The sequence below is a fragment of the Polaromonas sp. P2_G11 genome (assembly GCF_056403595.1).
Window position 1 is genome coordinate 487,305 of record NZ_JBFUFE010000005.1, and the last position, 24,798, is coordinate 512,102.

The 24,798-nt window shown below is 62.8% G+C and carries 24 protein-coding genes; 15 read left to right on the forward strand and 9 right to left on the reverse strand.

Annotated elements, in window-relative coordinates; all coding sequences use genetic code 11:
• The first annotated feature begins 59 nt into the window (after positions 1-59).
• Positions 60-1,334 (forward strand): class I SAM-dependent methyltransferase, encoded by a 1,275-nt coding sequence (locus AC1DWQ_RS19710; protein ID WP_477671131.1) that lies wholly within the window; start codon positions 60-62, stop codon positions 1,332-1,334.
• A gap of 12 nt (positions 1,335-1,346) precedes the next feature.
• Here the strand turns inward: AC1DWQ_RS19710 and xerD are convergent, their stop codons facing one another.
• On the reverse strand, positions 1,347-2,249 hold the full coding sequence (gene xerD / locus AC1DWQ_RS19715; protein WP_477671132.1) for a site-specific tyrosine recombinase XerD: 903 nt from the start codon (positions 2,247-2,249) through the stop codon (positions 1,347-1,349).
• An 89-nt stretch (positions 2,250-2,338) separates the two neighbouring features.
• Positions 2,339-3,319 (reverse strand): tripartite tricarboxylate transporter substrate binding protein BugE, encoded by a 981-nt coding sequence (locus tag AC1DWQ_RS19720; RefSeq protein WP_477671133.1) that lies wholly within the window; start codon positions 3,317-3,319, stop codon positions 2,339-2,341.
• Between the two features lie 109 nt (positions 3,320-3,428).
• Between AC1DWQ_RS19720 and AC1DWQ_RS19725 the strand changes: the two genes are divergently transcribed.
• On the forward strand, positions 3,429-4,334 hold the full coding sequence (locus tag AC1DWQ_RS19725; protein ID WP_477671134.1) for an AEC family transporter: 906 nt from the start codon (positions 3,429-3,431) through the stop codon (positions 4,332-4,334).
• 80 nt (positions 4,335-4,414) lie between these two features.
• Here the strand turns inward: AC1DWQ_RS19725 and queG are convergent, their stop codons facing one another.
• Positions 4,415-5,467 (reverse strand): tRNA epoxyqueuosine(34) reductase QueG, encoded by a 1,053-nt coding sequence (gene queG, locus AC1DWQ_RS19730; protein ID WP_477671228.1) that lies wholly within the window; start codon positions 5,465-5,467, stop codon positions 4,415-4,417.
• A 15-nt stretch (positions 5,468-5,482) separates the two neighbouring features.
• On the opposite strand from queG, the gene tsaE reads away from it, so the two are divergent.
• From tsaE to AC1DWQ_RS19745, 3 genes are all read left to right on the forward strand, one after another.
• A complete protein-coding gene (gene tsaE / locus AC1DWQ_RS19735) occupies positions 5,483-5,989 on the forward strand; it encodes a tRNA (adenosine(37)-N6)-threonylcarbamoyltransferase complex ATPase subunit type 1 TsaE (RefSeq protein WP_477671135.1) in 507 nt (168 codons plus the stop codon).
• The gene (locus tag AC1DWQ_RS19740) at positions 5,986-7,377 is read left to right on the forward strand and encodes an N-acetylmuramoyl-L-alanine amidase (RefSeq protein ID WP_477671136.1); all 1,392 of its coding nucleotides are present in this window, start codon (positions 5,986-5,988) and stop codon (positions 7,375-7,377) included. Before tsaE ends, AC1DWQ_RS19740 begins: the two co-directional genes overlap by 4 nt.
• A gap of 190 nt (positions 7,378-7,567) precedes the next feature.
• Positions 7,568-7,783, forward strand: coding sequence for a glycine zipper 2TM domain-containing protein (locus tag AC1DWQ_RS19745; RefSeq protein ID WP_477671137.1), 216 nt, complete (start codon positions 7,568-7,570; stop codon positions 7,781-7,783).
• A 72-nt stretch (positions 7,784-7,855) separates the two neighbouring features.
• Here the strand turns inward: AC1DWQ_RS19745 and AC1DWQ_RS19750 are convergent, their stop codons facing one another.
• From AC1DWQ_RS19750 to AC1DWQ_RS19760, 3 genes are all read right to left on the reverse strand, one after another.
• Positions 7,856-8,317 (reverse strand): aromatic-ring-hydroxylating dioxygenase subunit beta, encoded by a 462-nt coding sequence (locus AC1DWQ_RS19750; RefSeq protein WP_477671229.1) that lies wholly within the window; start codon positions 8,315-8,317, stop codon positions 7,856-7,858.
• 29 nt (positions 8,318-8,346) lie between these two features.
• Entirely contained in the window at positions 8,347-9,669 is a 1,323-nt protein-coding gene (locus tag AC1DWQ_RS19755) for an SRPBCC family protein (protein WP_477671138.1), read from the reverse strand.
• 118 nt (positions 9,670-9,787) lie between these two features.
• On the reverse strand, positions 9,788-10,798 hold the full coding sequence (locus AC1DWQ_RS19760; RefSeq protein WP_477671139.1) for a PfkB family carbohydrate kinase: 1,011 nt from the start codon (positions 10,796-10,798) through the stop codon (positions 9,788-9,790).
• Positions 10,799-10,916: 118 nt separating this feature from the next.
• On the opposite strand from AC1DWQ_RS19760, the gene AC1DWQ_RS19765 reads away from it, so the two are divergent.
• From AC1DWQ_RS19765 to AC1DWQ_RS19785, 5 genes are all read left to right on the forward strand, one after another.
• On the forward strand, positions 10,917-11,906 hold the full coding sequence (locus tag AC1DWQ_RS19765) for a substrate-binding domain-containing protein (protein ID WP_477671140.1): 990 nt from the start codon (positions 10,917-10,919) through the stop codon (positions 11,904-11,906).
• A gap of 85 nt (positions 11,907-11,991) precedes the next feature.
• Complete coding sequence (locus tag AC1DWQ_RS19770) at positions 11,992-12,948, forward strand: ABC transporter permease (protein ID WP_477671141.1); 957 nt, start codon at positions 11,992-11,994, stop codon at positions 12,946-12,948.
• Complete coding sequence (locus AC1DWQ_RS19775; protein ID WP_477671142.1) at positions 12,948-13,757, forward strand: ATP-binding cassette domain-containing protein; 810 nt, start codon at positions 12,948-12,950, stop codon at positions 13,755-13,757. Before AC1DWQ_RS19770 ends, AC1DWQ_RS19775 begins: the two co-directional genes overlap by 1 nt.
• A 185-nt stretch (positions 13,758-13,942) precedes the next feature.
• Complete coding sequence (locus tag AC1DWQ_RS19780) at positions 13,943-14,395, forward strand: RbsD/FucU family protein (RefSeq protein WP_477671143.1); 453 nt, start codon at positions 13,943-13,945, stop codon at positions 14,393-14,395.
• Positions 14,392-15,648 (forward strand): ROK family transcriptional regulator, encoded by a 1,257-nt coding sequence (locus AC1DWQ_RS19785; RefSeq protein ID WP_477671144.1) that lies wholly within the window; start codon positions 14,392-14,394, stop codon positions 15,646-15,648. Before AC1DWQ_RS19780 ends, AC1DWQ_RS19785 begins: the two co-directional genes overlap by 4 nt.
• On the opposite strand, the gene AC1DWQ_RS19790 is transcribed toward AC1DWQ_RS19785, so the two are convergent.
• Together AC1DWQ_RS19790 and AC1DWQ_RS19795 are read right to left on the reverse strand one after the other, a co-directional pair.
• Positions 15,632-17,482, reverse strand: coding sequence for an AMP-dependent synthetase/ligase (locus tag AC1DWQ_RS19790; protein WP_477671145.1), 1,851 nt, complete (start codon positions 17,480-17,482; stop codon positions 15,632-15,634). The two genes, AC1DWQ_RS19785 and AC1DWQ_RS19790, sit on opposite strands and share 17 nt — an antisense overlap.
• A 126-nt stretch (positions 17,483-17,608) precedes the next feature.
• Positions 17,609-18,262, reverse strand: coding sequence for a DedA family protein (locus AC1DWQ_RS19795; RefSeq protein WP_477671146.1), 654 nt, complete (start codon positions 18,260-18,262; stop codon positions 17,609-17,611).
• 190 nt (positions 18,263-18,452) lie between these two features.
• Here AC1DWQ_RS19795 and mutL point away from each other — a divergent pair, with 190 nt between their 5' ends.
• From mutL to AC1DWQ_RS19815, 4 genes are all read left to right on the forward strand, one after another.
• Positions 18,453-20,375 (forward strand): DNA mismatch repair endonuclease MutL, encoded by a 1,923-nt coding sequence (gene mutL / locus AC1DWQ_RS19800; RefSeq protein WP_477671147.1) that lies wholly within the window; start codon positions 18,453-18,455, stop codon positions 20,373-20,375.
• Between the two features lie 32 nt (positions 20,376-20,407).
• Positions 20,408-21,367: an alpha/beta hydrolase gene (locus tag AC1DWQ_RS19805; protein WP_477671148.1), complete on the forward strand. Its 960-nt coding sequence runs from the start codon at positions 20,408-20,410 to the stop codon at positions 21,365-21,367.
• Positions 21,368-21,473: 106 nt separating this feature from the next.
• Complete coding sequence (locus tag AC1DWQ_RS19810; RefSeq protein ID WP_477671149.1) at positions 21,474-22,805, forward strand: ammonium transporter; 1,332 nt, start codon at positions 21,474-21,476, stop codon at positions 22,803-22,805.
• Between the two features lie 26 nt (positions 22,806-22,831).
• Positions 22,832-23,200 carry a hypothetical protein gene (locus AC1DWQ_RS19815; protein WP_477671150.1) on the forward strand — a complete coding sequence of 123 codons (369 nt, stop codon included), beginning with the start codon at positions 22,832-22,834 and terminating at the stop codon, positions 23,198-23,200.
• 43 nt (positions 23,201-23,243) lie between these two features.
• Here the strand turns inward: AC1DWQ_RS19815 and AC1DWQ_RS19820 are convergent, their stop codons facing one another.
• Positions 23,244-24,002: a DeoR/GlpR family DNA-binding transcription regulator gene (locus AC1DWQ_RS19820; protein WP_477671151.1), complete on the reverse strand. Its 759-nt coding sequence runs from the start codon at positions 24,000-24,002 to the stop codon at positions 23,244-23,246.
• Positions 24,003-24,097: 95 nt separating this feature from the next.
• On the opposite strand from AC1DWQ_RS19820, the gene nudK reads away from it, so the two are divergent.
• Positions 24,098-24,736 carry a GDP-mannose pyrophosphatase NudK gene (gene nudK, locus AC1DWQ_RS19825; RefSeq protein ID WP_477671152.1) on the forward strand — a complete coding sequence of 213 codons (639 nt, stop codon included), beginning with the start codon at positions 24,098-24,100 and terminating at the stop codon, positions 24,734-24,736.
• The last annotated feature ends 62 nt before the right edge of the window (positions 24,737-24,798 follow it).

Consider the following 24,798-nt stretch of genomic DNA (forward strand, 5'->3'; position numbering starts at 1 on the left):
TCACGGCAGGGATTTTCGAACAGCGCTAGACTGCAAAACTCTTGAAAAGGAGTTTGCGCATGATCCGGCATCTCGTCCCAGACATCCCTTCGCAAATGCCGGGCTTGCCCGCGGACATCGCCTTGCAGCTGCCGCAGGGCCAGCGTCTCGGAGAGCCCAACGCCCCCGTCAAGCTCGCGTTTTCGCACTGGTCCTCCATCGCCCGCCTCAAGGCCGGCCAGATCGGCGCCCTGGCAGAGGACTACGTCGAAGGCAAGCTTCAACTGGAAGGCGCCATGCGCGACGTGATGCGCGCCGTCACCAAGCTGCTTCCCGGCAACCCGGTGCAAAGCGACACAGGCTGGTGGTCCGGCCTGCTGCACCGCGCCAAGTCCCTGGCCGCCCACACCCAAAGCCGGGATGCAGCGCAAATCCAGTTCCACTATGACGTGTCCGATGCCTTCTATGCGCTCTGGCTCGACCCCCGACGGGTGTATTCATGCGCCTACTACAGCGACAACGCCATGACATTGGCCCAGGCCCAGGAAGCCAAGCTCGACCATATCTGCCGCAAGCTCATGCTCAAGCCCGGTGAACGGTTTCTTGATATTGGCGCCGGCTGGGGCGGCTTGCTGCTGTGGGCCGCTGAGCACTACGGCGTGGACGCCACCGGCATCACGCTGTCGAAAAATCAGCATGCGCATGTGCAGCGCCTGATCGAGGAAAAAGGCCTGGGCGGGCGCGTGCGAATGGAGCTACGCGACTACCGCGACATGCCGGAGGATCAGCCCTTTGACAAGGTGTCCTCCGTGGGCATGTTTGAGCACGTGGGCCACGCCAACATGACCGGCTACTTCCAGAAAATCATGCGCCTGCTGGCACCGGGCGGGCTGGTCATGAACCACGGCATCACCGCCGGCGGCCTGGAAAACCGCCAGCTCGGCGCCGGCATGGGTGACTTCATCGAAAAGTACATCTTCCCGGGCGGCGAGCTGATGCATGTCAGCGCCGTACTGGAGCATATGTCACGCGCGGGCCTGGAGATGGTGGACACCGAAAACCTGCGCCCGCACTATGCCCGCACGCTGTGGAACTGGTCAGACGCGCTGGAAGCCAAGCTGGACGAGGCGCGCCAGGTGCTGGTTGCGGATGGCGGCGCCGAGCGCGCCGAGAAGACGCTCCGGGCTTATCGTCTTTACCTGGCGGGCAGTGCGATGAGTTTTGAGCAGGGCTGGATTTCGCTGCACCAGATGCTGGCGGCGCGGCCCTCGGGCGATGTGCACAACACCGCCGTCACCGGCGCCCAATCAAGCTATCCCTTCAGCCGAAACTATATGTACAGCGCCGCCCCTTGAGGGCTCCACCGCTCAACCTCGAGGGTGATGCTGCGCATGCAGCGCCTTCAGCCGTTCACGTGCCACGTGGGTATAAATCGTGGTGGTGGAAATATCGGCATGCCCCAGCAGCATCTGCACCGCGCGCAAATCGGCGCCGTGGTTCAGCAGGTGTGTGGCAAACGCGTGGCGCAAAGTGTGGGGTGACAGCGGCGAGTTGATGCCGGCAAGCCGTGCATATTTTTTCACCAGCATCCAGAACATCACGCGGCTCATGCCCTTGCCATGGCCGGTGACAAACAGGTCGTCGGTCTGTTGCCCGCCCAGGATGGCCGGACGGGCGTCCGCCAGGTATTTCACAATCCATTCCCGCGCCACCTGGCCGAAGGGCACCAGCCGTTCCTTGCTGCCTTTGCCCATGACGCGAAGCACCCCTTCGTTCAGTCCCAGGTGAAATGTCTTGAGGCCCACCAGCTCGCTCACACGCAGGCCGCTGGCGTACAGCAGCTCCAGCATGGCGCGGTCGCGCTGGCCCAGCGGCGTGTCGTCGTCGGGTGCGGCCAGCAGTGCTTCAACCTGGGCTTCGCTCATGACTTTGGGCACCCGAAGCGCCTGCTTTGCCGACTGGAGTTTGAGCGTCGGATCTGCAGCAATCAGGTGTTCGCGCAATGCCCAGCGAAAGTAGCGCTTGAACACCGTCAGGCGCCGGTTGGCGGATGTTGCCTTGGTCGCAGCGTGCCGGGCCGAAAAGTAGCTGTTGAGGTCGGCCTCCGCCGTCTCGTCAAGTCTTCGCCCTCCCTGCTCCCTGGCAGCCAGCCAACCGGCGTAGAGCGACAGGTCGCGGCGGTAAGCCGCCAGCGTGTTTTTGGACAGCCCGTCTTCCAGCCACAAGGCGTCAATAAACCCATCAATACTGGACTGGCTTTCTGGCTGCATGGGGTGACCATAACAAAAAAGCCGCCGCACATTTGAATGCACGGCGGCTTACGGGTAGCTTCACATCCGGTCGTGCCGGATTCCCAGCCTTATTCGAGCTTGAGCTTGGCCGAATCGACCACCTTTTTATAGACATCAAATTCGGCCTTGATCTGCGCCGTGAACTGCTCAGGCGTATTCGCAATGATCAGGGAGCCGGTGTCTTCGATCCGTTTGCGTATCGCCGGGTCTTCCAGCGACTTCTTCACGCCGGCGCTGACCTTGTCGACCACGTCCTTTGGCAAACCCTTCGGGCCGATGATGCCGTAATAGGCCATGCGGTTCACAGGTTCCAGGCCGACTTCCTTGAAGGTGGGCACATCCGGCAGCACGGCCAGGCGCTGGGGCGCGGCCACCACAATGGGGATCAGGCGTTTTTGCTGGATGAATGGCAGGGCCGACGGCAGGTTGTCAAAAATCATGGGCACCTGCCCCGCCACCGTGTCGTTCAGGGCCGGACCTGCACCGCGGTAGGGAATGTGCGTCACGAAGGTGCCCGACATGCTCTTGAAGAGCTCCATCTGCAGGTGACCGATGCCGCCGGTGCCCGAGGATGAATAGGAATACTTGCCGGGGTTCTTTTTGAGCTCAGCCACAAACTCCTTGTAGTTGCGCGCCGGAAAGCTCGGGTGAACCGCAATGATGTTGGGCGTTGCCGCAATATTGATGATGGGCGTGAAGTCCGTCAGCGTGTTGTACGGGATCTTGGGGTTGATGGCGGGATTGGCCGCGGTGGTGGACACCGTGGCCACACCCAGCGCATAGCCATCGGGAACGGCGCGCGATGTCTCGAGTGCGCCCACCACGCCGCCGCCGCCGGCCCGGTTTTCGACGATCACGCTCTGGCCCAAGGCCTTGCCCAGGGGCTCGGAGATGACGCGGGCGACGATATCAGTGGTGCCACCGGGTGCAAACGGCACCACGAGCTTGACCACCTTGTTGGGATAACCCTGTGCCAATGCGGGGCCTGCGGCGGTGCCCAGCGCAAGCGCGGACACCACGGAATAGGCAAACAGATAACGACGTTGCATGTTCAGTCCTTCAATAAAACAGCAGAAATGGTAATCGCAACATTCATGCCCCGCAGTTGTGGATTACGCATAAGGGCAAACCCGGGGGGATTGCGGTTATTCTCGGCGAGTGAACTACGCGCAGCTTCTTTTTCCCGACTTTTCCCTCATTGTTTGCGGCTACCTTGTCTGCCGCTACACCGCCCTCAACCGCACCGTATGGGAACAGGTGGAGAGCCTGGTTTATTACTTTTTGTTTCCGGTCCTGCTTTTTCATTCAATCGTCAAAAGCCCGCTGGACCTGGGCGCCGCCTCCAGCCTCATCAGCGCCGGTATCCTGCTGGGGGTTGCCGGTATTGCGATGGCCTACAGCCTGCCGCACCTGCCATGGCTGGGCAGGCACATCGACTCGCGTGAGCACGCCGCCAGCGCGCAAGTGGCATTTCGCTTCAACTCCTTCATTGCGCTGGCCCTGGCCGACCGGCTGGCGGGCAGCCAGGGCCTGCAGCTGATCGCCGTGCTGATTGGTGTGTGCGTGCCGCTTTTCAACGTGGCGGCGGTGTGGCCCATGGCGCGGCATGCCCAGCGCGGTTTCATGGGCGAGCTGGTGCGCAATCCGCTGATCCTTGCCACGGCCACAGGCCTGGTGGCCAACCTGCTCGGCTTTACCCTGCCTGTCTGGCTCGAACCCACGGTGACCCGCATCGGAGCCGCCTCGCTGGCACTGGGCCTGATGGCGGCAGGCGCCGGCATGCAGTTCGGCCACCTGTCGCAAGCCAAAACGCTGGCAGTGGCCGTGCTGTCGATACGGCACCTGTTGATGCCGGTCATGGCCCTGGGCCTGTGTAAAGCCTTCGGGCTGTCGCCGGTGCAAAGCACCATCCTGTTGGCGTTTTCTGCCCTGCCGACGGCTTCCAGCGCGTACGTGCTGGCGGCGCGCATGGGGTACAACGGGGGTTACGTGGCGGGTTTGGTGACGCTGTCCACCATCCTGGGCGTAGTCAGCCTGCCGTTTGCGCTGGGTGTTCTGCGTTAGGGAGAAGCCGGCAAATTGCTATTGATTTAATAGCTGCTTGCGCACACCCTTAAAGGGCTGCAGGCCAATTTCATTCAAATTTATTGACCGAGGGCCCAAGCCACATGTTCCCGCACCAGCTCGCTGGGAGAAGCGGCATGCATTTGCAGGGCTTCGCGCAGGGGCGTTCCCGCCTCAGGATCGAGCACCCGCAGGGCATTGCCCATGGCCACCGCAATATTGCGCAGCCAGCGTTCATGGCCTATACGGCGTATCGGGCTGCCTTCGGTGAATCGCAAAAAATCCGCCTCCGTCCAGCCGACCAGAGTGACGAGTTGCTGCCCGGTCAAGCTGCTGCGCTCGTCAAAGTCGGGCAAGGCGCTACGCTGGGCGAACTTGTTCCACGGGCAGACCAGCTGGCAGTCGTCGCAGCCATAAATCCGGTTACCCATCAGCGGACGAAGCTCCAGCGGGATCGGGCCCACGTGTTCGATGGTGAGGTAAGAGATGCAACGCCGCGCATCAAGTTTGTGGGGCGCGATGATCGCCTGCGTGGGGCATACGTCAATGCAGGCCTGGCAAGTGCCGCAGTGCGGCGTCACCGGCTCGCTGGGCGGCAGGGCAATGTCGACGTAGATTTCCCCCAGGAAGAACATGGAGCCCGCTTCCCGGTTGAGCAGCAAGGTGTGTTTGCCACGCCAGCCCTGGCCGCTGCGGGCTGCCAGTTCGGCCTCCAGCACAGGCGCAGAGTCGGTGAAAGCCCGATGGCCGAGCTGGCCGACGTGGCCGGAGATGCGTTCGCTGAGCTTTTGCAGGCGGGTGCGCATGATCTTGTGATAGTCGCGGCCACGTGCATACACCGATACGATCCCTTCCGCAGGCCGCTCAAGCCGGCTGAACTCCAGGGCCTGCCATTCGCCTGGGGCGGCAGCCGTCGATGCGGGCAGATAGTCCATGCGTGCCGTGATGACGCTGATGGTGCCCGGAATCAGCTCGGCCGGCCGGGCCCGTTTGAGCCCGTGCGCCGCCATGTAATGCATGTCACCATGGAAGCCTGCAGCGAGCCAGGCTGATAATCCAGGCTCGGCCGACGATAAATCCACACCGGCCACGCCAATTTGCGAAAATCCAAGCTCGCGCGCCCAAGTTTGAATTTGAGAAACGAATTGATGACTGTTCAAAGAATTGCTGGCGGGCACCCGCTGATTGTAAAAAACATTGCCTGGCAGGACGAAGCGGCCACGGCAGCCTTCGCGCAGACACTGGCGCGGCATCCCTCCATCGTGCGCGCACTGGTCGAACTGCAGGGCGACCTGGGCGCCGGCAAAACGACCTTCGTGCGTCACCTGTTGCAGAGCCTGGGCGTCGAGGGCCGCATCAAAAGCCCGACATATGCGGTGGTTGAGCCCTACACCCTGCCCGCGTCCAGCCGGCACGCCGGCCTGAACATCTGGCACTTCGACTTCTACCGTTTTAACGATCCCCGCGAATGGGAAGAAGCCGGATTCCGCGACATCTTTGCCAGCCCGGGCCTCAAGCTCGTCGAATGGCCCGAGAACGCCGGCCCGCATCTGCCGCAGCCCGACCTGCTGCTGCAGCTGGAAGTCCTGCCTGATGAAACGCGTGCCGTCACCCTGACAGCCCACACGCCCACGGGCGTGGAGCTGCTGGCATGAAGCGCCGGACCCTGAACCGCCGCAGCGCCCTGCAACTGGGCAGCTTGGTGCTTCTGCTGGGTGTGCAGCACATCGCGCGCGGCGCAACCATCGTGGCGGTACGTGTCTGGCCGTCCAAAGACTACACGCGGCTCACCATCGAGTCCGACGGCGAAATCAAGGCAAAACAATTTTTCGTCGCCGACCCGCCGCGCCTTGCCGTCGACATGGAAGGCATAGACCTGATTCCCGCGCTGCGCGAACTGGTCGCCAAGGTGAAATCCGACGACCCGAATATCTCGGGCATACGCGTGGGGCAAAACGCCCCTGGCGTGGTGCGGCTGGTGATAGACCTCAAGCAGCCCATACAGCCGCAGGTGTTCACGCTGCCGCCTGTGGCCGCCTACCAGTACCGGCTGGTGTTTGACTTGTACCCGACGCAGGTCGCCGACCCGCTCGAAGCCCTGATTGCCGAGAAGCTCGCCGACAGGCAACCAGGCGCAACGCCCGCGCCTGCCAATGACCCTATTGCCGACCTGATCGCACGGCAGTCGGGCAAGCAGGCCGACGGCAAGCCACCGCCGGCAGTCGTCGCGGAAAAAGACAAGGACAAGACCCACGGGCCAACGACCGGCCCTGCCACCCCCGGCGGCGCCAAGACCTCGCCCGAAGCGGCCGTCATTGCGAAGAACAAGACCGACCGCCTCGTCATCGTCGCGCTGGACCCGGGCCATGGCGGAGAAGACCCCGGTGCCGTCGGCCCCGGCGGCACGCGCGAGAAAGACGTGGTGCTGCAGATCGCGCACCGCCTGCGCGACCGCATCAACCAGCAGCCCAATATGCGCGCCTACCTCACGCGCGATGCCGACTTCTTTGTGCCGCTGCATGTGCGCGTGCAAAAGGCGCGTCGCGTGCAGGCCGACCTCTTTATCAGCATCCACGCCGACGCATTTTTTACGGCGCGTCCACAGGGCGCCAGCGTGTTCGCGCTCAGCGAAAAAGGCGCGTCCAGCAGCGCCGCGCGCTGGATCGCCGACAAGGAAAACTCGGCCGACCTGGTGGGCGGCATCAACGTCAAGGCCAAGGACGCCCAGGTACAGAAAGCTCTGCTCGACATGAGCACCACGGCGCAGATCAACGACAGCCTGAAGCTCGGCAGCGCCATGCTGGGCGAGATCGGTAATGTCGGCAAGCTGCACAAACCGAAAGTCGAGCAAGCCGGCTTCGCTGTCCTGAAAGCGCCTGACATTCCCAGTGTGCTGGTGGAGACCGCCTTTATCAGCAACCCCGACGAAGAAGCCAAACTGCGCAGCGACGAATACCAGGTACAGCTGGCCGACGCCTTGATGCGCGGCATCACGCGCTACTTCGCGCGCAACCCGCCACTGGCGCGCAACCGCGCCGTTTAAGCACCGCATCGGCGCACATTGATGCGCCGAAAATTACCACCAAAGACCGCGGCAAGCCGACATGCCGCGGCAACTTTCTCCTACAACCTCCAAATATCCGTCCCCCTACAGTGAAATCACAGGCAAGGTCAGGACTTCACGATGTGAATACCCCAGCAAGAGCCTGAAACTCTGAGCAAAGGTGGACAAGATGAATACGAAATTGATGATGTCAGCAGTAGCAGCGGCGGCACTGATCGGCCTGGGTGGTTGCAGCACCAGCCCGACCAATGCACAGATAGGCACCGGTGTTGGTGCAGTCGCAGGTGGTGTCGTGGGCAATGCCGTTTTCGGCAGCACCCTGGGTACCGTAGGCGGCGCAGCAGCGGGCGCCCTGATCGGTAATGAAGTCGGGAAGAGGCGCTAGAAGAAACGCCAGACAACGCGGGCTCGGCACCTGCCGGGTGGGTACCGATTGCGCCGGCTATTTCTATTCCCTCTATACCGGATAGATCAGCGAGTTGAGGATCATCTCGCTGTCATACACACAAAGACGGCTCCTGAATTTCAGGACGCCGTCTTTTTTGATGATCTCGTCGATATAACGCCCGACGTTGTAGACCTCGCTCACCCCACCCGGCTTGGTGCGAAACACCGCGTAGTTGGCCTCGGCCTTGACGACATCGCCTTCTTCCGAGAGGATGCGCGCCGGGCTGACGATGTGGCGCATGTAGTAAGGCCCGTGATAGATCGTCTGCGTGACGCCATACACCCGATCCTTCATCATGCCCCGGCTTTCCAGCGCCATCAGGGCCAGCGGCAGGCCGCGGTCAAAATTCTCGCGGGCCTGCACCTTGTAATTGCCCTCCTCCACAAAGAATTCCGGCCACGCATCAAACCGCTTTTCGTCCAGCGCCGCCGCGTAGGCTGCGTTGAGCTGGTCCACCTCCAGTTGCAGCATCAGGCGCTGCAGTCCCTGTTCACTCGCCGTCATAGACCCATGACTTTCTTCCAGTAGGCATACATGCTGCGGATCAGGGTTTCGGTGACCATGTGCTCCGTCATCTCGGTGCCGGTGCCGCCCAGCTCGCACAGTGTTGAGCCGGTGTCGCAGGCCTGTGCAAAGCCGGCCTGGCTGAACTCGATCACTTCACCGTCATCCGCACTGACGAAACCGGCCGGTCCGAACAGGTTGGCCTGGCGCAGGCGGCGCTGCGTCATTTCGGGTGTGTCGTCGGCAAAGCCGAAGTGCGTCCAGATGAAATCAAACTCACCCTCCCCACGCGGCACGATGTGGCGTGTGCTCAGCGAATTGACCTGCTGCTGGATGATCAGGCTGGGAAACAGCGTGATCATGGTCACGGTGGGCGTGATGTCGCCGCCCGGGCTGGATGGGTCGGGCATCTTCCACCAAGGCTCGGGCACCACGTCCAGCAGGCGGTCGTCATGCAGGGCCATGTTGGCCTTGAACGAGGTCACGCCTTCGGTCACGGCGTCGTTCTGCCCACCCTCGTTGCGGCGCGAAATCATCACGGCATGGCGGCCCTCGCCGTCCATCACCATGCGGCTTTTCTGATCGGCACGCCAAAGGCCGAAGGTCACAAACCACGTGTGCAGCAGGCCGGGGTGGTAAGGGTCCTTGATGTTTTCCATCATCAGCTTCCAGTTGCCCGGAATGCGCTGGCGGTTGTAGCCCAGCAGCGTCAGCTTGCGCGCTCCGTCGGGGCCTTTGAAGATGCGGTCCAGCCACGGCGTGATCTGCGGGCCGAGATAGTCTTCCAGCGGTTCGGTGTCATCGCTGAAAGTGGCAAACACCAGGCCGTGCAGCACTGCGACTCGCAACTTGGTCAGCCCATGGTCCTTGAGATCGAACCCTTCGGGCATGCCGCCGTTGACGCAATCCCCCTCTTTCACGCCGTCCTTGAAAGGCAGCCCCGCCAGGTCGCCATTGAGCTTGTAGGTCCACTGGTGATACGGGCAGACAAAGCTGCGCGCATTGCCCTGCGGGTTCTGGCAAAAGCGCACGCCGCGGTGGGCGCAACGGTTTTCAACAACGCGTATGCCGTGGTCGGTGGCACGGTCTTTGGGTGCGATGCGATCCCGCACCATCAGCACCTGTCGTTCACCGACATGGCTGAGTTTGTAGTCGCCCACATTGGGAATCTCGGCCTCCAGGCCCACATAGCACCAGTGCGTGCCGTAAAAGATTTTTTCCAGCTCGCGCTGGTACAGCTGCGCATCGGTGTAGGCCCAAAAGGGCACGCGACTGGAGCCAGGGTCGCTCCAGCGTGACAGGGTATGAGGTGCGTTCATCTGAGTGTCTCCGGGTCCTGCAGCGTACCTGCGCACAGGATTTCGGACAGATAATACGCTTACTTACGATTTCCGACTTCTTTCCCTGATCTTTTCAGTAAGGCATCGGTAGCGGCCGTCAGTCAAATACGCAGGTTGCCTGTTCAATCCTGGCCTGCACTTCCGCCCCAGTCGGGGGCACACAGCCGCGTCGCATCACGCACAAGCTGGCACTGGCCATGGCGTGGGCCAGCAAGCTGCGTCCCACATCATCCGGTAGTGCCAGCAGGTCAGCAGTGCCAGTCACACCGTTTTTTCGCGCCAGCAAAGCGGCCATGAAACCGGCGAGAAAACAGTCGCCTGCACCCACGGTATCCACCACCGACAACGGCCGGGATTCGCGGGCGCGCCACCGCCGGCCATCGCTTGTCAACAGACAGGCTCCGTGCGGCCCCAGGGTCAGAACCAGCAAGCCGGCACCGCTCGTGCCGAGCAGATGCTGCGCCCGCGCAAATACATCAGCGCCAGGTATCGCCAGGCTTTCCAGGTCTTCATCGCTGACCTTGACGACGTCGGCGTGTTGCAGCGCAGCGTGCACGTTGCGCCTGTAGTCCTGCAGGTCCGGCATGACCGACGGCCGCAGGTTGGCATCCACCACCACCATGCTGCCCGCCTGATGCTGGGCACGCAGCCATGGCAGGTAGCGGCCCGCATCCTCGGGCGCGAGTGCCAGGGCACCGGTATACACCATCTCGAGCGCGGGGACGCGTTGACACGACTGGATCAGGCTGTCCGCCGTGACCGCACGGTCCGCCACATCCTGCCGGTAAAAAACGTAGTCGGGATGGCCTGCATCATTTAGCCCCACCACGGCCAGTGAGGTGCTTTGTGCCACAGGCTGTGGGCAGGCCAGCCGCACACCATCCCCGGTCAGCGCGGCAGCCAGCTGGCGGCCAAAGCGATCGCGCGACAAAGGGTTGAGGTACAGGGTGCTGACGCCCTGCCGGGCCAGCGCACGCGTCAGGTTGAAAACAGCGCCACCCGGGCAAGGTTCATAACGTCCGTCCGGTTGAACGATCAGGTCAATCAATGCCTCACCAGCGGTTGCAACTTGCAGCACTTTTTCAGGGTTTTTCTCAGGGTAATCCATAACTAAAACAACTTGATTTAATAACTCAAGCGCCACTATAGTTCACCAACACCCATCACTTATGGGTACTTTCCCGCGAACCCGGGCCTGAATGTCGATTCAACAAGGAGACCATTTCATGAAAAAGACCACCGCCCTCCTGGCACTGTCCAGCCTCGCCCTGGCCGCCACATCGGCCTTTGCAGCGGGCGAACCCGTGATCGGCCTGATTACAAAAACCGAAACCAACCCCTTCTTCGTCAAGATGAAGGAAGGTGCTGAAGCCGAGGCCAAAAAACTCGGCGCCAAGCTGCTGACCGCCGCCGGCAAATCCGACGGCGACACAGCAGGCCAGATCACCGCACTGGAAAACATGGCTGCCGGCGGCGCCAAAACCATTTTGATCACCGCCAGCGGCGACGCCATCAGCCCTACCGTCAAAAAACTCCAGGCCAAAGGCGTGCAGGTGATTGCACTGGACAGCCCTTTTGAAGGTGCCGATGCCCTGTTCGCCACCGACAACTACAAAGCCGGCGTTTTGATCGGCCAGTATGCGAAGGCGGCCATGGCCGGCAAACCTGCCAGGATTGTCACGATCGACCTGTTCCCAGGCCATCCGGTGGGGGCGCAGCGTCACAATGGGTTCATGAAGGGTTTCGGCCTGCCTGCGGCAGACGCGAAATCCAACGAGCTGTCCAAAGACGCGGCCGTGGTCTGCATGGCCGATGGTTTTGGTGACCAGGCCAAGAGCCAGACGGCCATGGAAAACTGCCTGCAGAAAAATCCCGACGTCAACGTGGTCTACACCATCAACGAGCCTGCGGCCGCGGGTGCGTTTAATGCGCTGAAAAAGGCCGGCAAGGAAAAAGGCGTGACCATTGTCTCGGTCGATGGCGGCTGCCAGGGCATCAAGGACACGGCAGCCGGCATCATCACCGCAACGTCGCAGCAATACCCCCTGACCATGGCGGCGCTGGGCGTGGCAGCAGGTGTCAGCTACGCCAAGGGCGGCAAAAAGGCTTCGGGTTACACCGACACCGGCGTGACCTTGGTCTCGGCAAAAGCCCTTCCGGGTGTAGACAGCAAAGACACCAAAACGGGACTGAACCTTTGCTGGGGTGCGAAGTAATCGGCCAGACGCCTGCCGCCTGTCATCTTGCACCAGGTCCGGTGCAGGATGACAACATCATTTTCTCCATCCTGGATCTTTACCGATGAACCTGTCTTCGCGCCACATCCCGTGGGGGGCCCTCGGCCCCTGGCTGGCCCTGCTGGCCACCTGCATCTTTTTTACCACCCAGTCAGACCGCTTCCTGACGGGTGCAAACCTGTCCCTGGTGCTGCAGCAGGTGATGGTGGTCGGTGTCCTGGCCATTGGACAGACCCTGATCATCCTGACGGCCGGCATCGACCTGTCCTGTGGCATGGTGATGGCACTGGGCGGCATGGTGATGACCAAGTTCGCCGTGAATTACGGCATCAACCCCTACCTGGCCATTGCTTGCGGCCTGGCGGTCACGACCGGCTTCGGCCTCGTCAATGGCTTGCTGGTCACCCGTATCAAATTGCCCCCTTTCATCGTGACGCTGGGCACCCTGAACATCGCATTTGCGATCACACAGATCTACTCCAACGCGCAAATCGTTCCCAACCTCCCGGCGGAATTGACCGCGCTGGGCAACACATTCGATCTGGGCAGCACCGAAGTCAGCCTGGGAACCGTCACCATGATTGGCCTGTATCTGCTGGCGTGGTTTGTCTTGCGGGACACCGCGCCGGGCCGGCACCTGTATGCCGTGGGCAACAACGCCGAAGCAGCAAGGTTGACCGGCATCCGGGTCGACCGCGTACTGGTGGCCGTGTACGCGCTGGCCGGTCTTTTTTACGGCATCGCCGCGCTCCTGTCGGTGGCGCGCACCGGCGTCGGCGACCCGAATGCCGGGCAAACCGAAAACCTCGATGCCATCACCGCCGTGGTGCTGGGCGGCACCAGCCTGTTTGGCGGACGCGGCATCATCCTCGGCACGCTCGTCGGCGCGGTGATTGTGGGCGTGTTTCGCAACGGTCTCACCCTGATGGGCGTTGCCTCCGTCTACCAGACACTGATTACCGGCATTCTGGTGATCCTGGCAGTCGCGGCCGACCAGATGTCGCGCAAAGGGCCCCGCTGATGAACACCTCAACGCCCCTCCCCACTTCCGCACCTCTGATCATGCAGGCCAAGGGACTGGTCAAGCGCTACGGCCAGGTCACCGCACTGGACGGTACCGACTTCGAACTACGCGCCGGAGAGATCCTGGCCGTGATCGGTGACAACGGCGCCGGAAAATCCTCGCTGATCAAGGCCTTGTCGGGCGCCACCGTGCCTGACGAAGGCGAACTGTTGCTCGACGGCAAGCCGATGCGCTTCAAGTCTCCTATCGATGCGCGCCGTGCCGGGATCGAAACCGTCTACCAGGATTTGGCCGTGGCCCCTGCCATGAGCATTGCGGAAAACCTGTTTCTGGGCCGCGAACTCCTCAAGCCCGGCCCCTTGGGCCGCTGGCTGCGCCTGCTCGACAAGAAGAAGATGCTGGAGCAGGCCATTGCCCGCATGCAGGAACTCAAGGTCGGGATTCGTTCGATGACGCAGGCCGTGGAAACACTCTCCGGCGGCCAGCGCCAATGCGTGGCCGTGGCGCGCGCCGCTGCCTTTGCGCAGCATGTGGTCATCATGGATGAACCCACGGCCGCCCTTGGCGTGAAAGAAGGCAACATGGTGCTGGAGCTGATTCGCCGGGTGCGCGACAAGGGACTGCCCGTCATCTTGATCAGCCACAACATGCCGCATGTGTTTGAAATCGCCGACCGCATCCACATCCAGCGCCTGGGCCGCCGTGCGGCGGTCGTCAATCCCAAGACCATCAGCATGAGCGACACCGTGGCCGTGATGACGGGCGCCAAGACGGCCGAAGAACTGCCGGAGTCCGCACTTGCCTGACATATTGGCCCCCACGCTTGTCACTGCGTGTACTACGCTGCCCCCCGAGGGGGCGCTGCGCCTGCGGACTGGCAAAGCCAGATCCGCGGCCCCGGCTGGTAAAGAGGGGCCCCCCGCGCTTATCGCTTCGCGTACTGCTGCCGCTCGAGGGGGCACTGTCACTCCAAAATGCGTGAGGCCCGCTCATGCTTAAAGGCATTGACCCTCTACTCACGCCCGACTTGCTCAAGCTGCTGGCCGAGATGGGCCATGACGATGCGCTGCTGCTGGCCGACGCCAACTTCACGGCCATGAGTGTGGGCGCGGGCAAACCCGTGCTGCGCCTGCCTGGCCATGGCATGGCGCGGACAGTGCGGGCCGTGGCGTCGCTGCTGCCTCTGGCTGAAGACGTGGATCATCCGGTGGCTTACATGCAGGTCAGCGGTACCGAGGCACCCTACCGTTCAGAGCTACAGCGCGAGGTACTGGCGCTGCTGGCCCCGGGCTGGCTGCCGCACCAGCAGGCCGAGGCCGTTGAGCGCTACGCGTTTTATGAACGGGTACGCCAGGCCTATGCCATTGTGGTGACGGGTGAATTGCAGCCTTTTGGCAACTTCATCCTGCGCAAAGGGGTCATCGGCGAAAATCTGCGTCCATGACCGAATCTCCTGTCACCGCCGCCACTCCCGCTACCCCTGCGGAATCCGAAGCAGCCACACCTGTGTGGCTGCGCCAGCGCGGCTCCAACCACGTGGGTATGCGCCAGTTCAACGAACGCGTGGTGCTGCAGGCCATCCGCCTGCACGGCAGCGTACCGAAAGCCGAACTGGCCCGCCTGACCAACCTGACCGCACAGACCATCGGGCTGATCACTGCCCGGCTGGAAGAAGACGACCTGCTGATCCGGCATGATCGCGTGCGCGGGCGCATTGGCCAGCCCTCGGTGCCGTTGGCGCTGAACCCCGACGGAGCCTTCTCTGTGGGGATCAAGATTGGCCGGCGCAGCACCGACTGGCTGCTGGTCGACTTCACCGGTCAGGTCCGCCAACGCCTGTCGCTGGCCTATGCCTTCCCAGATGCCGACACACTGCTCCCCGTGATCGGCCAGAACCTGCGCATCCTGCGCGAGCAACTCGGTGCACTGGCTCCGCGACTGGTCGGTGTGGGGGTGGCCGCTCCCTTCCAGCTCGGTGGCTGGCACCGGATGCTGGGGCTGTCAGCGCAGCAGTCGGACCGATGGAACCACATCGACCTCAGCGCCGAAGTGCAAGCCATGACCGAGCTGCCTGTGAGTTTTGCCAAAGATACCTCGGCGGCCTGCGTGGCCGAGCTGGTGTCGGGCCGTGGGCGCGACCTCAAGAGCTTTCTCTACCTGTTTGTCGACACCTTTGTGGGGGGCGGCCTGGTCATCAACTCACAGCTTCACGCCGGCATCCACAACAACGCCGGCGCCGTGGCGTCGCTGCCATTGCAGGCGGCCCGGCCACCCGGCGCGCCGCCACAGCTGGTCAGCCAGGCTTCGCTCTGGGAACTGGAGCAGTGTTTCAAGGCGCGCGGGCTTGATCCGACTGCAGCCTATGACGAACGCGCCCTGCAGCCGCCGTTCGAGTCCGACACCCAGGCCTGGGTGGCCAGCGCCGCCAATGCACTGGCCCACAGCGTGGTCAGCGCAACGGCCCTGCTGGATATTGATGCCGTGGTGATGGATGGCTCCTTTTGCCGCCCGCTGCTGCAGCGCCTGATTGAAGCCACGGGCGCAGCACTCGGCCGCTACAACTGGGAAGGCCTCTGGCCCGCCCAGGTGATCGCCGGCAGCATTGGCTCCGACGCTCGCGCGCTGGGCGGTGCCATGCTGCCCCTACATGCCAATTTCGCACCTGACCGAGACCTGTTTCTCAAGGGTGGCCGCTGATCCGCGCTTCGGGACGGTACATCGCCTCAATTTCGCGTGCATAACGGGTCATCAGGTTGTTGCGCTTGAGCTTGAGCGTCGGCGTCATCAGGGTGTTTTCGAGCGTCCACGGCTCCCGCGTAAGGTACACGGCACGCGGCGTCGCGTAGCGTGCAAAGTCCTTTGTCTGGGTTGCCATGCGCTCCAGCGCGAGCTTGTGGACAGCCGGCAGGTGCAGGCTGGCCGGATCCTCGGGGTCCACCGCCAGCGCTGCAGCCACACGCCGCCATTCGGCCGGGTTGACCACCGCCACACAGGCGATGAAGGGGCGGTTTTCACCGACGACAAAGACCTGGTCGAACAGGGAGTCGGCGGCAATCGCCACCTCCAGGTCGCCAGGCGGTACTTTTTCGCCGGTCGACGTCACGATGATTTCCTTCAGGCGTCCCATGATGCGGATACGCCCGCCATCGATCACGGCCTGATCTCCTGTGCACAGCCAGCCGTCGTCCGTCAGCACGCGGGCCGTGTCTTCGGGGCGTTTCCAGTAGCCCTTCATCACCAGCGGGCCGCGTACCTGCAGCTCCTGGTTGGCGCTGATGCGCACCTCGACACCCGGCAAGGCCCTGCCCACCGTGGCCGGGTCGTTGTCGTCCACACCATTGCCCGACACCACGGGCGATGTCTCCGTCATGCCGTAGCCCTGCAGTAGCGGCAGGCCCAGGCCGAGGAAACAGCGTGCCACCGCATGCGACAAGGGCGCACCACCGCTCACCGCCACCCGCACGCGCCCACCAAACTGCGCCCGCAGGGTTCCGGCCACCAGCCGCTCCAGCAGGGGCCAGACCAGGGGATCCAGCCATGCCCACGGACTTTTTTCGCTTTCCGCCAAAAGCAATCCCTGTGCGCGGCAAAACCGCCGCCAGCCGACAGACTGCGCCGCCAGAAACAGGCGTGTTTTAAGCGGCGACTGCGTCAGTGTTTCCTGCAGTTTGGCAAATACGCGTTCGTAAATACGCGGCACCGAAATCAGCACGGTGGGGCGCACGGTTTTCAGGTCCTCGGCCAGCAAGGGCACGGAACGCGCATAAGCCACACAGCTTCCGGCGGCAATGGGCAGGTAATAACCGGCAGTCCGTTCAAACGTATGCGACAGCGGCAGGAACGACAGGAACACATCGTCCACCGCCGGCACCACCAGCGACAGGATGGCCCGCACGTTGGACACGATGTTGCGGTGCGTCAGCATCACACCCTTGGGTTTTCCCGTGGTGCCGGAGGTATAGACGATGGCCGCGAGGTCGTCCTCCTGCGGTGCGGGCAGCAAGCCGGCGTACCCTTCCCCCACCGCCAGCCAGTCGGCCAGGGGCACAACAGCCACCGGCCCACCCGCCCCGCTCAATGCCGCTTCAGGCGCGGCGACCACCACGCAGCGCAACGCCGGCAAGGGCGTTCCGACAGCCTCAATGGCCTGCCACTGCGAAAGCGATGACACCATCAGCAGGGAAGCTTCGCAGTCGGCCAGGATGTAGGCAATGCTGCCGGCATTGTCAATGGCGTGCAGCGGCACAGGCACCAGCGCCAACGACAGGGCTGCCTGGTCAATGCTCACCGCATTAAGGCCGTTAGGCAAGAGGATCGCGACACTTGCATGGGCCGGCAGTTGCGTGGCCGCCAGCGCGCGTCGCCACCGCGCGACCCGCTCGCTGGCCTCAGCCCAGCAGGTGCTGCACCATTGCCCGGTGACGGCATCAAATTCACGGTAAGCCTCAGCCTCGGGGCTGTGTGCCACGCGAAAGGCCAGTAATTCCGGCAGCGTGTGCACTGCGGCAAGGTCCAGGGGGGTGATGTTCATTCAGGTTTCCTGCCAGCCGGAAAGGCGGCACTGTCATTTTTTATCACGTGCGCAGTTGCGCGTGGCGGCGTTGCATCAAGCCCGTTCAACAACAGGCCTTTTGGGCGAATGCGTATCAGCGCACCTTCAGGCGCCGGCGTTGCCTGCTTTGCGCCTGGCCTTCCAGGCGCCGAAAATAACAATCAGGCCGGGAATAAAAATCATGGCCCAGATGATTTTGTCGAGATGGGTTTTGACAAACGGAATGTTGCCGAAAAAATACCCTACCGTGATGATTCCACCGACCCACAGCGCGCCGCCCACAAGGTTGTACAACGTGAACTTGCTGCGTGTCATGTCCGATACGCCCGCGACAAAAGGGGCAAAGGTGCGAAGAAAGGGCATGAAACGCGCCGCGATGATGGTGATGCCGCCATACTGCTCGTAAAACGCGTGGGCCTGGTCAAAAGCCTTTTTGTTGAACCAGCGCGAGTTTTCCCACTGGAACACCTTGGGCCCCAAAGCCCGCCCTATGCTGTAGTTGCACTGGTCGCCCAGCACAGCCGCCACAAACAGCAACGCCACCGCTACCGGAAAACTCATGAGGCCGACACCGCACATCGCACCCACCACAAACAACAGTGAATCGCCCGGCAAAAAAGGCATGACGACTACGCCGGTCTCCACAAAAATAATCAGGAATAACAGGGCATACACCCATGCGCCGTAGCTGGTGACAAAGGCTTCCAGGTGCTTGTCGACATGAAGAATGAAATCGATGAGAAAGGTGACTAGTTCCATGCCGGCAATTTTGACAGGTATGAAACCAGCAGGCCTGCAGGGATGGCCAATGAGCTTCATGGCATGCCCCAAACCTTGCAAATCGCCAACAGACTATTACAAGTTGCTGATTGAACCAGTGCGGGAAAGCCTCAGGACGCAGGGGGTTTACGGCATGTCCCTCAACAGCCAAACCCGTAAAATCTGCGCAATGACCCTGCCCGCCCGCCGCCCGATCCGCGAACTTCCCGATGAACTGATCAGCCAGATTGCGGCCGGCGAAGTGGTGGAGCGCCCAGCGTCCGTCGTGCGCGAGCTGGTCGACAACGCACTGGACGCCGGCGCCACACAGGTGACTGTGCGGCTGCTGGCCGGTGGCGTGCGGCTCATCATGGTCGAAGACGACGGCTTCGGCATCCCGCGCGAAGAACTTCCCGTCGCCCTGAGGCGCCATGCCACCAGCAAGATTGCGTCGTTGCAGGATCTCGAAGCCGTCGGCACCATGGGTTTTCGGGGCGAGGCGCTGGCGGCGATCAATTCGATCGCAGACATGAGCCTGCTGTCCAGAACCGCCGCGGATGAACACGCATGGCAGCTTGACGGCCGCACCGGCGAACTGAAGCCCGCCGCCCGCAGCCGCGGTACCAGCGTGGAAGTGCGGGAGCTGTTTTACGCCACGCCCGCGCGCCGCAAATTCCTGAAAACCGATGCCACCGAACTGGCCCACTGCATTGAAGCCGTACGCCGCCATGCCCTTGTGCGGCCCGATGTGGGTTTTGCCATCTGGCACGAAGGCAAGCTGGTCGAGCAATGGCGCGCGGCGGCAGGCGACAACGCCCACCAGCAGCGCCTGGCCGACGTGCTGGGCAGCGAATTTGTTGAGCAGTCCGTCGCCGTCAGCTATGAAAGCTCGGCCCGCCGCGCCGACGGCCTGCCGGCCGTGCGCGTCTGGGGCGTCGCCGGCATTCCGGATGCCGCCCGCTCGCGCGCCGACCAGCAGTTCGCGTATGTCAACGGCCGTTACGTGCGCGACAAGGTGCTGACCCACGCTGCGCGCAGTGCCTATGAAGACGTGCTGCACGGCCACCGCCAGCCGGTCTATGCGTTGTATGTCGAGATCGACCCGTCCCGCGTGGACGTGAACGTGCACCCGACCAAGATCGAAGTGCGTTTTCGCGACAGCCGCGAGGTGCACCAGGCCGTGCGCCACGCCACCGAAAACGCGCTGGCCGTTCCGCGCTCCATGGCAGCTGTCCAGGCCGGCACGGAAGACGCTGCTGTCACGCCCACCGGATTTCTTGAACAAAACAAGGCTTTTTCGCAACAGGGATGGGCGCAACCAGCTATCAATTTTGTAGCAAACGGCGGCCACAGGGCCTCCGACTTTGACGCCATGTGGCCGTCATCGCAAGCCGTCGCGCCCAGCCCGCGGGAATCTGGCGAGGATGCCCTGTACGTCACCATTCCCCCAGCCGGAAATGGCATGGCAAACCCTGGCGTGCCTGAAGGCGCAAGCGCCCTGCCCTCCGGCGACTGGCCGCTGGGCCGCGCCATCGCCCAGCTGCAGGGCATCTACGTGCTGGCCGAAAACACCCAGGGCCTTGTCATTGTGGACATGCACGCTGCCCATGAGCGCATCGTCTATGAACGCCTGAAAACCCAGATGGACGGTGCCGATGGCGCCGATGGTGCCAGCATCATCAGCCAGCCGCTGCTGATTCCGGCCACCTTTGCCGCCAGCCCCCAGGAAGTGGCCACGGCTGAGGCCAACGCCCAGGCATTGGCAACGCTGGGCCTGGAAATCACGCCTTTTTCGCCCAAAACCCTGGCGGTGCGCGCCGTGCCCACCAGCCTGGCGCAGGGCGATGCGGTGGAGCTGGCCCGCAGCGTGCTGGCCGAACTGGCCCAGCACGACGCCAGCACCGTCATACAGCGGGCCCAGAACGAGTTGCTGTCGACCATGGCCTGCCACGGCGCCGTGCGCGCCAACCGCAAGCTCACGCTTGACGAAATGAACGCCCTGCTGCGCCAGATGGAAGCCACTGAGCGCTCCGACCAGTGCAACCACGGGCGGCCCACCTGGCGGCAGGTCAGCATCCGGGAGCTTGACACGCTCTTCATGCGCGGACGCTGAACTTTCCGGCGCCCGGCGAATCATTCACTTGCATGAAACGCTGGCACCTCTTTACTTCTTTCCTGATGACGCTGGCGTTGCTGGCGGGCTGCGCCACCCTTGACGAAAAGCAGCGGGCCTGGATCTTCCAGCCCAGCGACCGCACCTGGAGCGGGGGCGCTGCCGCCGCTGTTGGCATGGAAGACGTCTGGATTGACTTCAACGCCGCTGGCGGCAACGGCAGTGACGGCGACCACCCCGTCCGCCTGCACGGCCTGTGGCTGCCGGCAGACGAGCCCGATGCCGCAAGCAAAACCCCCGTGCTGCTGTACCTGCATGGCGCGCGTTACAACGTTACCGGCTCCGCGCCGCGCATGCGCCGCATGCAGGAGCTCGGCTTCTCGGTCCTGGGGATCGACTATCGCGGTTTTGGCAAAAGCACCTACGAACTGCCGTCGGAAACATCGGCCTACGAAGACGCCCGCGCCGCGTGGGACTGGCTGGCCAAAAAGTACCCCGGCCGCCCCCGTTACATCTTCGGACACTCGCTGGGCGGGCCAATTGCCATCAACCTGGCCACTGAAGTGGCCGATGAAAGCGGCACGATTGTCGAAAGCACATTCACCTCCATCGCCGATGTGGTGAGTACGTCCCAGTGGGGCTGGATGCCGGTGTCGCTGCTCATCACCCAACGTTTCGAGGCCGTCCGAAAAGTCGGCAAGATCGGCTCCCCCCTGCTGGTGGTGCATGGCGGCGAAGACCGCCTCATCCTGCCGGACCTGGGGCGCAAACTTTATGACGCCGCAGCGCAGCCCAAGCTCTTCCTGCTGGTGCCGGGTGGCTCGCACCACGACACCAACCTGGTCGGCCAGCCGCAATACCGGCAGGCACTGGCACAGCTGTTTCAGATGGACAGGAGCCTTGCTGACGGTGCGCAGCAGAATGAGGCATTGCAGGTGGCCGGCGGCAAACGCGCCCCAAAACAAGCCGAAATGCTACAGAACAAGGAATAATGCCCAAAAACAGGTATTTTTTACTTACCCAATACATGTAGCCGGATGTAACATCCCTCGTACCGCATAGCAGCTGATAGCAGCTAAAACAACGAGAGGGGAATGTATGAGCCAAGTCCTGGTTATCCGCAGGCCGTCTGCCATCAATGTGCTGGCCCCTGTGCTGGCGCTTCTGGCGTCTGCCCCTCTTCATGCCCAGACCGCCGCCGCCGCCGCGGCGCCTGCCGTTGCGAAATTCAATGGCGCAGACACCGCCTGGATGCTCATCTCGACCGTCCTGGTGCTGTTGATGACCATTCCCGGCATCATGCTGTTTTACAGCGGCATGATGCGGGCCAAAAATGCGCTCTCCATCGTGGCGCACACCTTTGCGGCCACCACAGTTGTCACGCTGGTATGGGCGGGCATTGCCTACTCGCTGGCCTTCACGCCCGGCAACCCCTGGATCGGTGACATGAGCCGGGCACTGAGCGAAGGCCTGCTGGGCGCAAAAGTCGGCGCGCACGTTTCAGCGCCTTCCGTGCCGGAATCCGCTTTCTTCCTGTTCCAGCTGGCATTCGCCATCATTACCTTCGCGCTGATCATCGGCGCCACTGTGGAGCGAATGCGCCTGAGCGCCACCATTTTCTTCGCGGCCTTCTGGACCATCCTGGTATACGCCCCTGTGGCGCACTGGATCTGGCAACCCACCGGCTGGCTCGCCAGCATGGGCCACATGGACTTTGCGGGCGGCACAGTGGTGCACATCGCGGCCGGCGTCAGCGGCCTGGTGGCGGCCAAGGTTGTGGGTCCGCGCAAGGGTTTCGGAACCGAACCCATGGTGCCGCACAACCTCTTGATATCCATCATCGGCGCCGGGCTCTTGTGGGCGGGCTGGTTCGGCTTCAATGCCGGTTCGGCCTTTGAAGCCAGTTCGCGCGCCGTGGGCGCCCTGCTGGCCACCCAGGTGGCGGCCTGCGTTGGCGCGTTCATGTGGGGCATTTGCGAATATGTCCAGCGCGGCAAGTTCAGCGTGCTGGGCATGGCAACTGGCGCCATTGCCGGCCTCGTCGCCATCACGCCGGCGTCCGGTTTTGTCGGCGTCATGGGCGCATCGGTGTTGGGCTTTGCGGGCGGCGTCGGCTGCTTCCTGGCCGTGACCCGCTTCAAGCGTGCCACAGGAATTGACGACTCGCTTGACGTATTTGCCCTGCATGGCGTGGGCGGCATCATCGGCACGGTCCTGACCCCGGTCTTTGCGCTCAAGGAAATTGCACCCGTGACCGCCACCGTGTTTACCAACCTCGTGGGAGCCTGCGCCGTTGCAGCTTACGCAGGCGTCGCGACCTGGCTGATTTTGCTGGTGGTCAAGCCCCTTGCAGGCCTTCGCGTAACCACGGCAGAGGAAGAACTGGGCCTTGACCTTGCCCAGCACGGCGAGATGATTTCAGGTGCTTGAGTTCCCCCCATCAAGACACGTAAACCATGCTGTTAACCATGACGCCGCCTGACGACTCCGATCTCATGGCCTACGCGGTGCGGATGGTCATTCCCATGAAGCGGGAGTTCGGCCGTTCGTTGAATGTCCATCAATTCCTGCATGACCTGCCGTACGCCACTGAAGTAATTCAGGAAGCGCTCAACAGCAAGGACGAGCGCCTGCGCAGCTATGCGGCCTATGCGCAGACCAAGATTTTCGGACCCCGCAGCGGCAGCGAACCATTGCTGTCAGCGTCCGCTGCATCGCCCGCACCGTCGCGCGCCGTCGCGGCCGCTCCTGCCGCAAGTGAAACAGAAATCAGCGAAGACCTCCGGGCCAAGGCCATTGCCCGGTACAAGTCAGGCCTGCGCTGAACAGCCTGGCCGCCCCGACAGCGCCCTGATACCCCAGGCTTGATCAGCCCGCCCTCACCACACGCACGCCGGCACGTCTGGCGCTGCTGATCCACGCTGCCTGCGCGTCGCGGTGAACCACCACCGCCGACACATCGGCCAACGCCATGATGCGGCAGGCCGAAGCCGCGCCAAGTTTTTCGCCCGATGCCAGCAGCACCGTTTCCGAGGCGCAGCGGTGCAGCGCCCGCTTGACGGCGGCTTCTTCGGAATCTCCCGTGGTCACGCCCGCCGACGCATGCACGCCGGTCGCCCCCATGAAAAACACATCGGCCCGCAGGCGGGATAGCTGCTCCATCAACTCGGCCCCCATGGCCACCATGGAGTGCCGAAAGAGCCGCCCGCCAAGCAGCTGAATCACGAGGTGGGGACAGCGAGCCAGTTCCATGGCAACCGCCGGGCTGTGGGTAAACACCGTCGCATGAAGGTCTTCACTCAGGTGCCGCGCCATCTGCAGCGCGGTGGTGCCGCCGTCGATGATCACCACCTGCCCTGGCTGGACCATGGCCGCCGCCGCCCGGCCGATGGCCTGCTTGTCCAGCGGCGCAATCTGCTCGCGCACCGTCACATTGCCGACGGCCGGTGAAGCAGGCAAGGCCCCGCCATGGACACGCTGGAGCTTGCCCGCCTGGGCCAGCTCGCGAAGGTCGCGCCGGATGGTGTCTTCCGAAATACCCAGTTCCTGGCTGACGGTCTTGGCAACCAGTTGCCCGTCACGGTCAAGGCGTGTCAGCAGCAGGTGTTTGCGTTGGCTGGTCAGCATGGGGTTTCGGCTCCGGTTTCTATCTGGCGTGAAGCTGGACAATTGCACGAAATTTCATAATAATGCACGATATTACACGAAATCAACCAATCCGAATGCGCCCTTCCTTCCTGATTCCACCGCCCGCACCACACGTGCGCGTGCTCGGCGATGAACGCCTGTCCGACAACTGGTATGTGTTGCGCAAACTCACCATCGAGTTGCGCCGCCGCGGCGGCACGTGGCAGCAGCAGACACGCGAGGTCTATGACCGCGGCAACGGCGCAGCGATCCTTCTTGTCAACGTCCGGCGGCAAACCGTGGTGCTGACAAGGCAGTTCCGGCTGCCGGCCTGGGTCAATGGTTGCGCCGACGGTATGCTCATCGAGGCCTGCGCCGGACTGCTCGATGGCGACGACCCCGAGACCTGCATCCGCCGCGAAGCAGCCGAAGAAACCGGGTTCCGCATCCAGGCGCCGCACAAGGTGTTCGAGGCCTACATGAGCCCGGGTTCGGTCACTGAAAAGTTGCATTTCTTCGTAGCCTCCTACGAAAGTTCAGACCGGGCAGGAGAAGGCGGCGGCATCGCCCATGAAGGTGAAGACATCGAGGTGATCGAGCTGCAACTGGAAGAAGCGCTGGCCATGGTGCGCAGCGGCGCCATTGAAGACGCCAAGACCATCATGCTGCTGCAGCACGCAAAAATCACCGGCCTGGACCGCCTGCTCCCTCTGCCCCCTTCTTCCGGGTCCTGAATTGATTCTGGAAACGGCCCCTCGGGCCATGCCAGTACCGCGATGCAGCAGGCGTTTTGTCT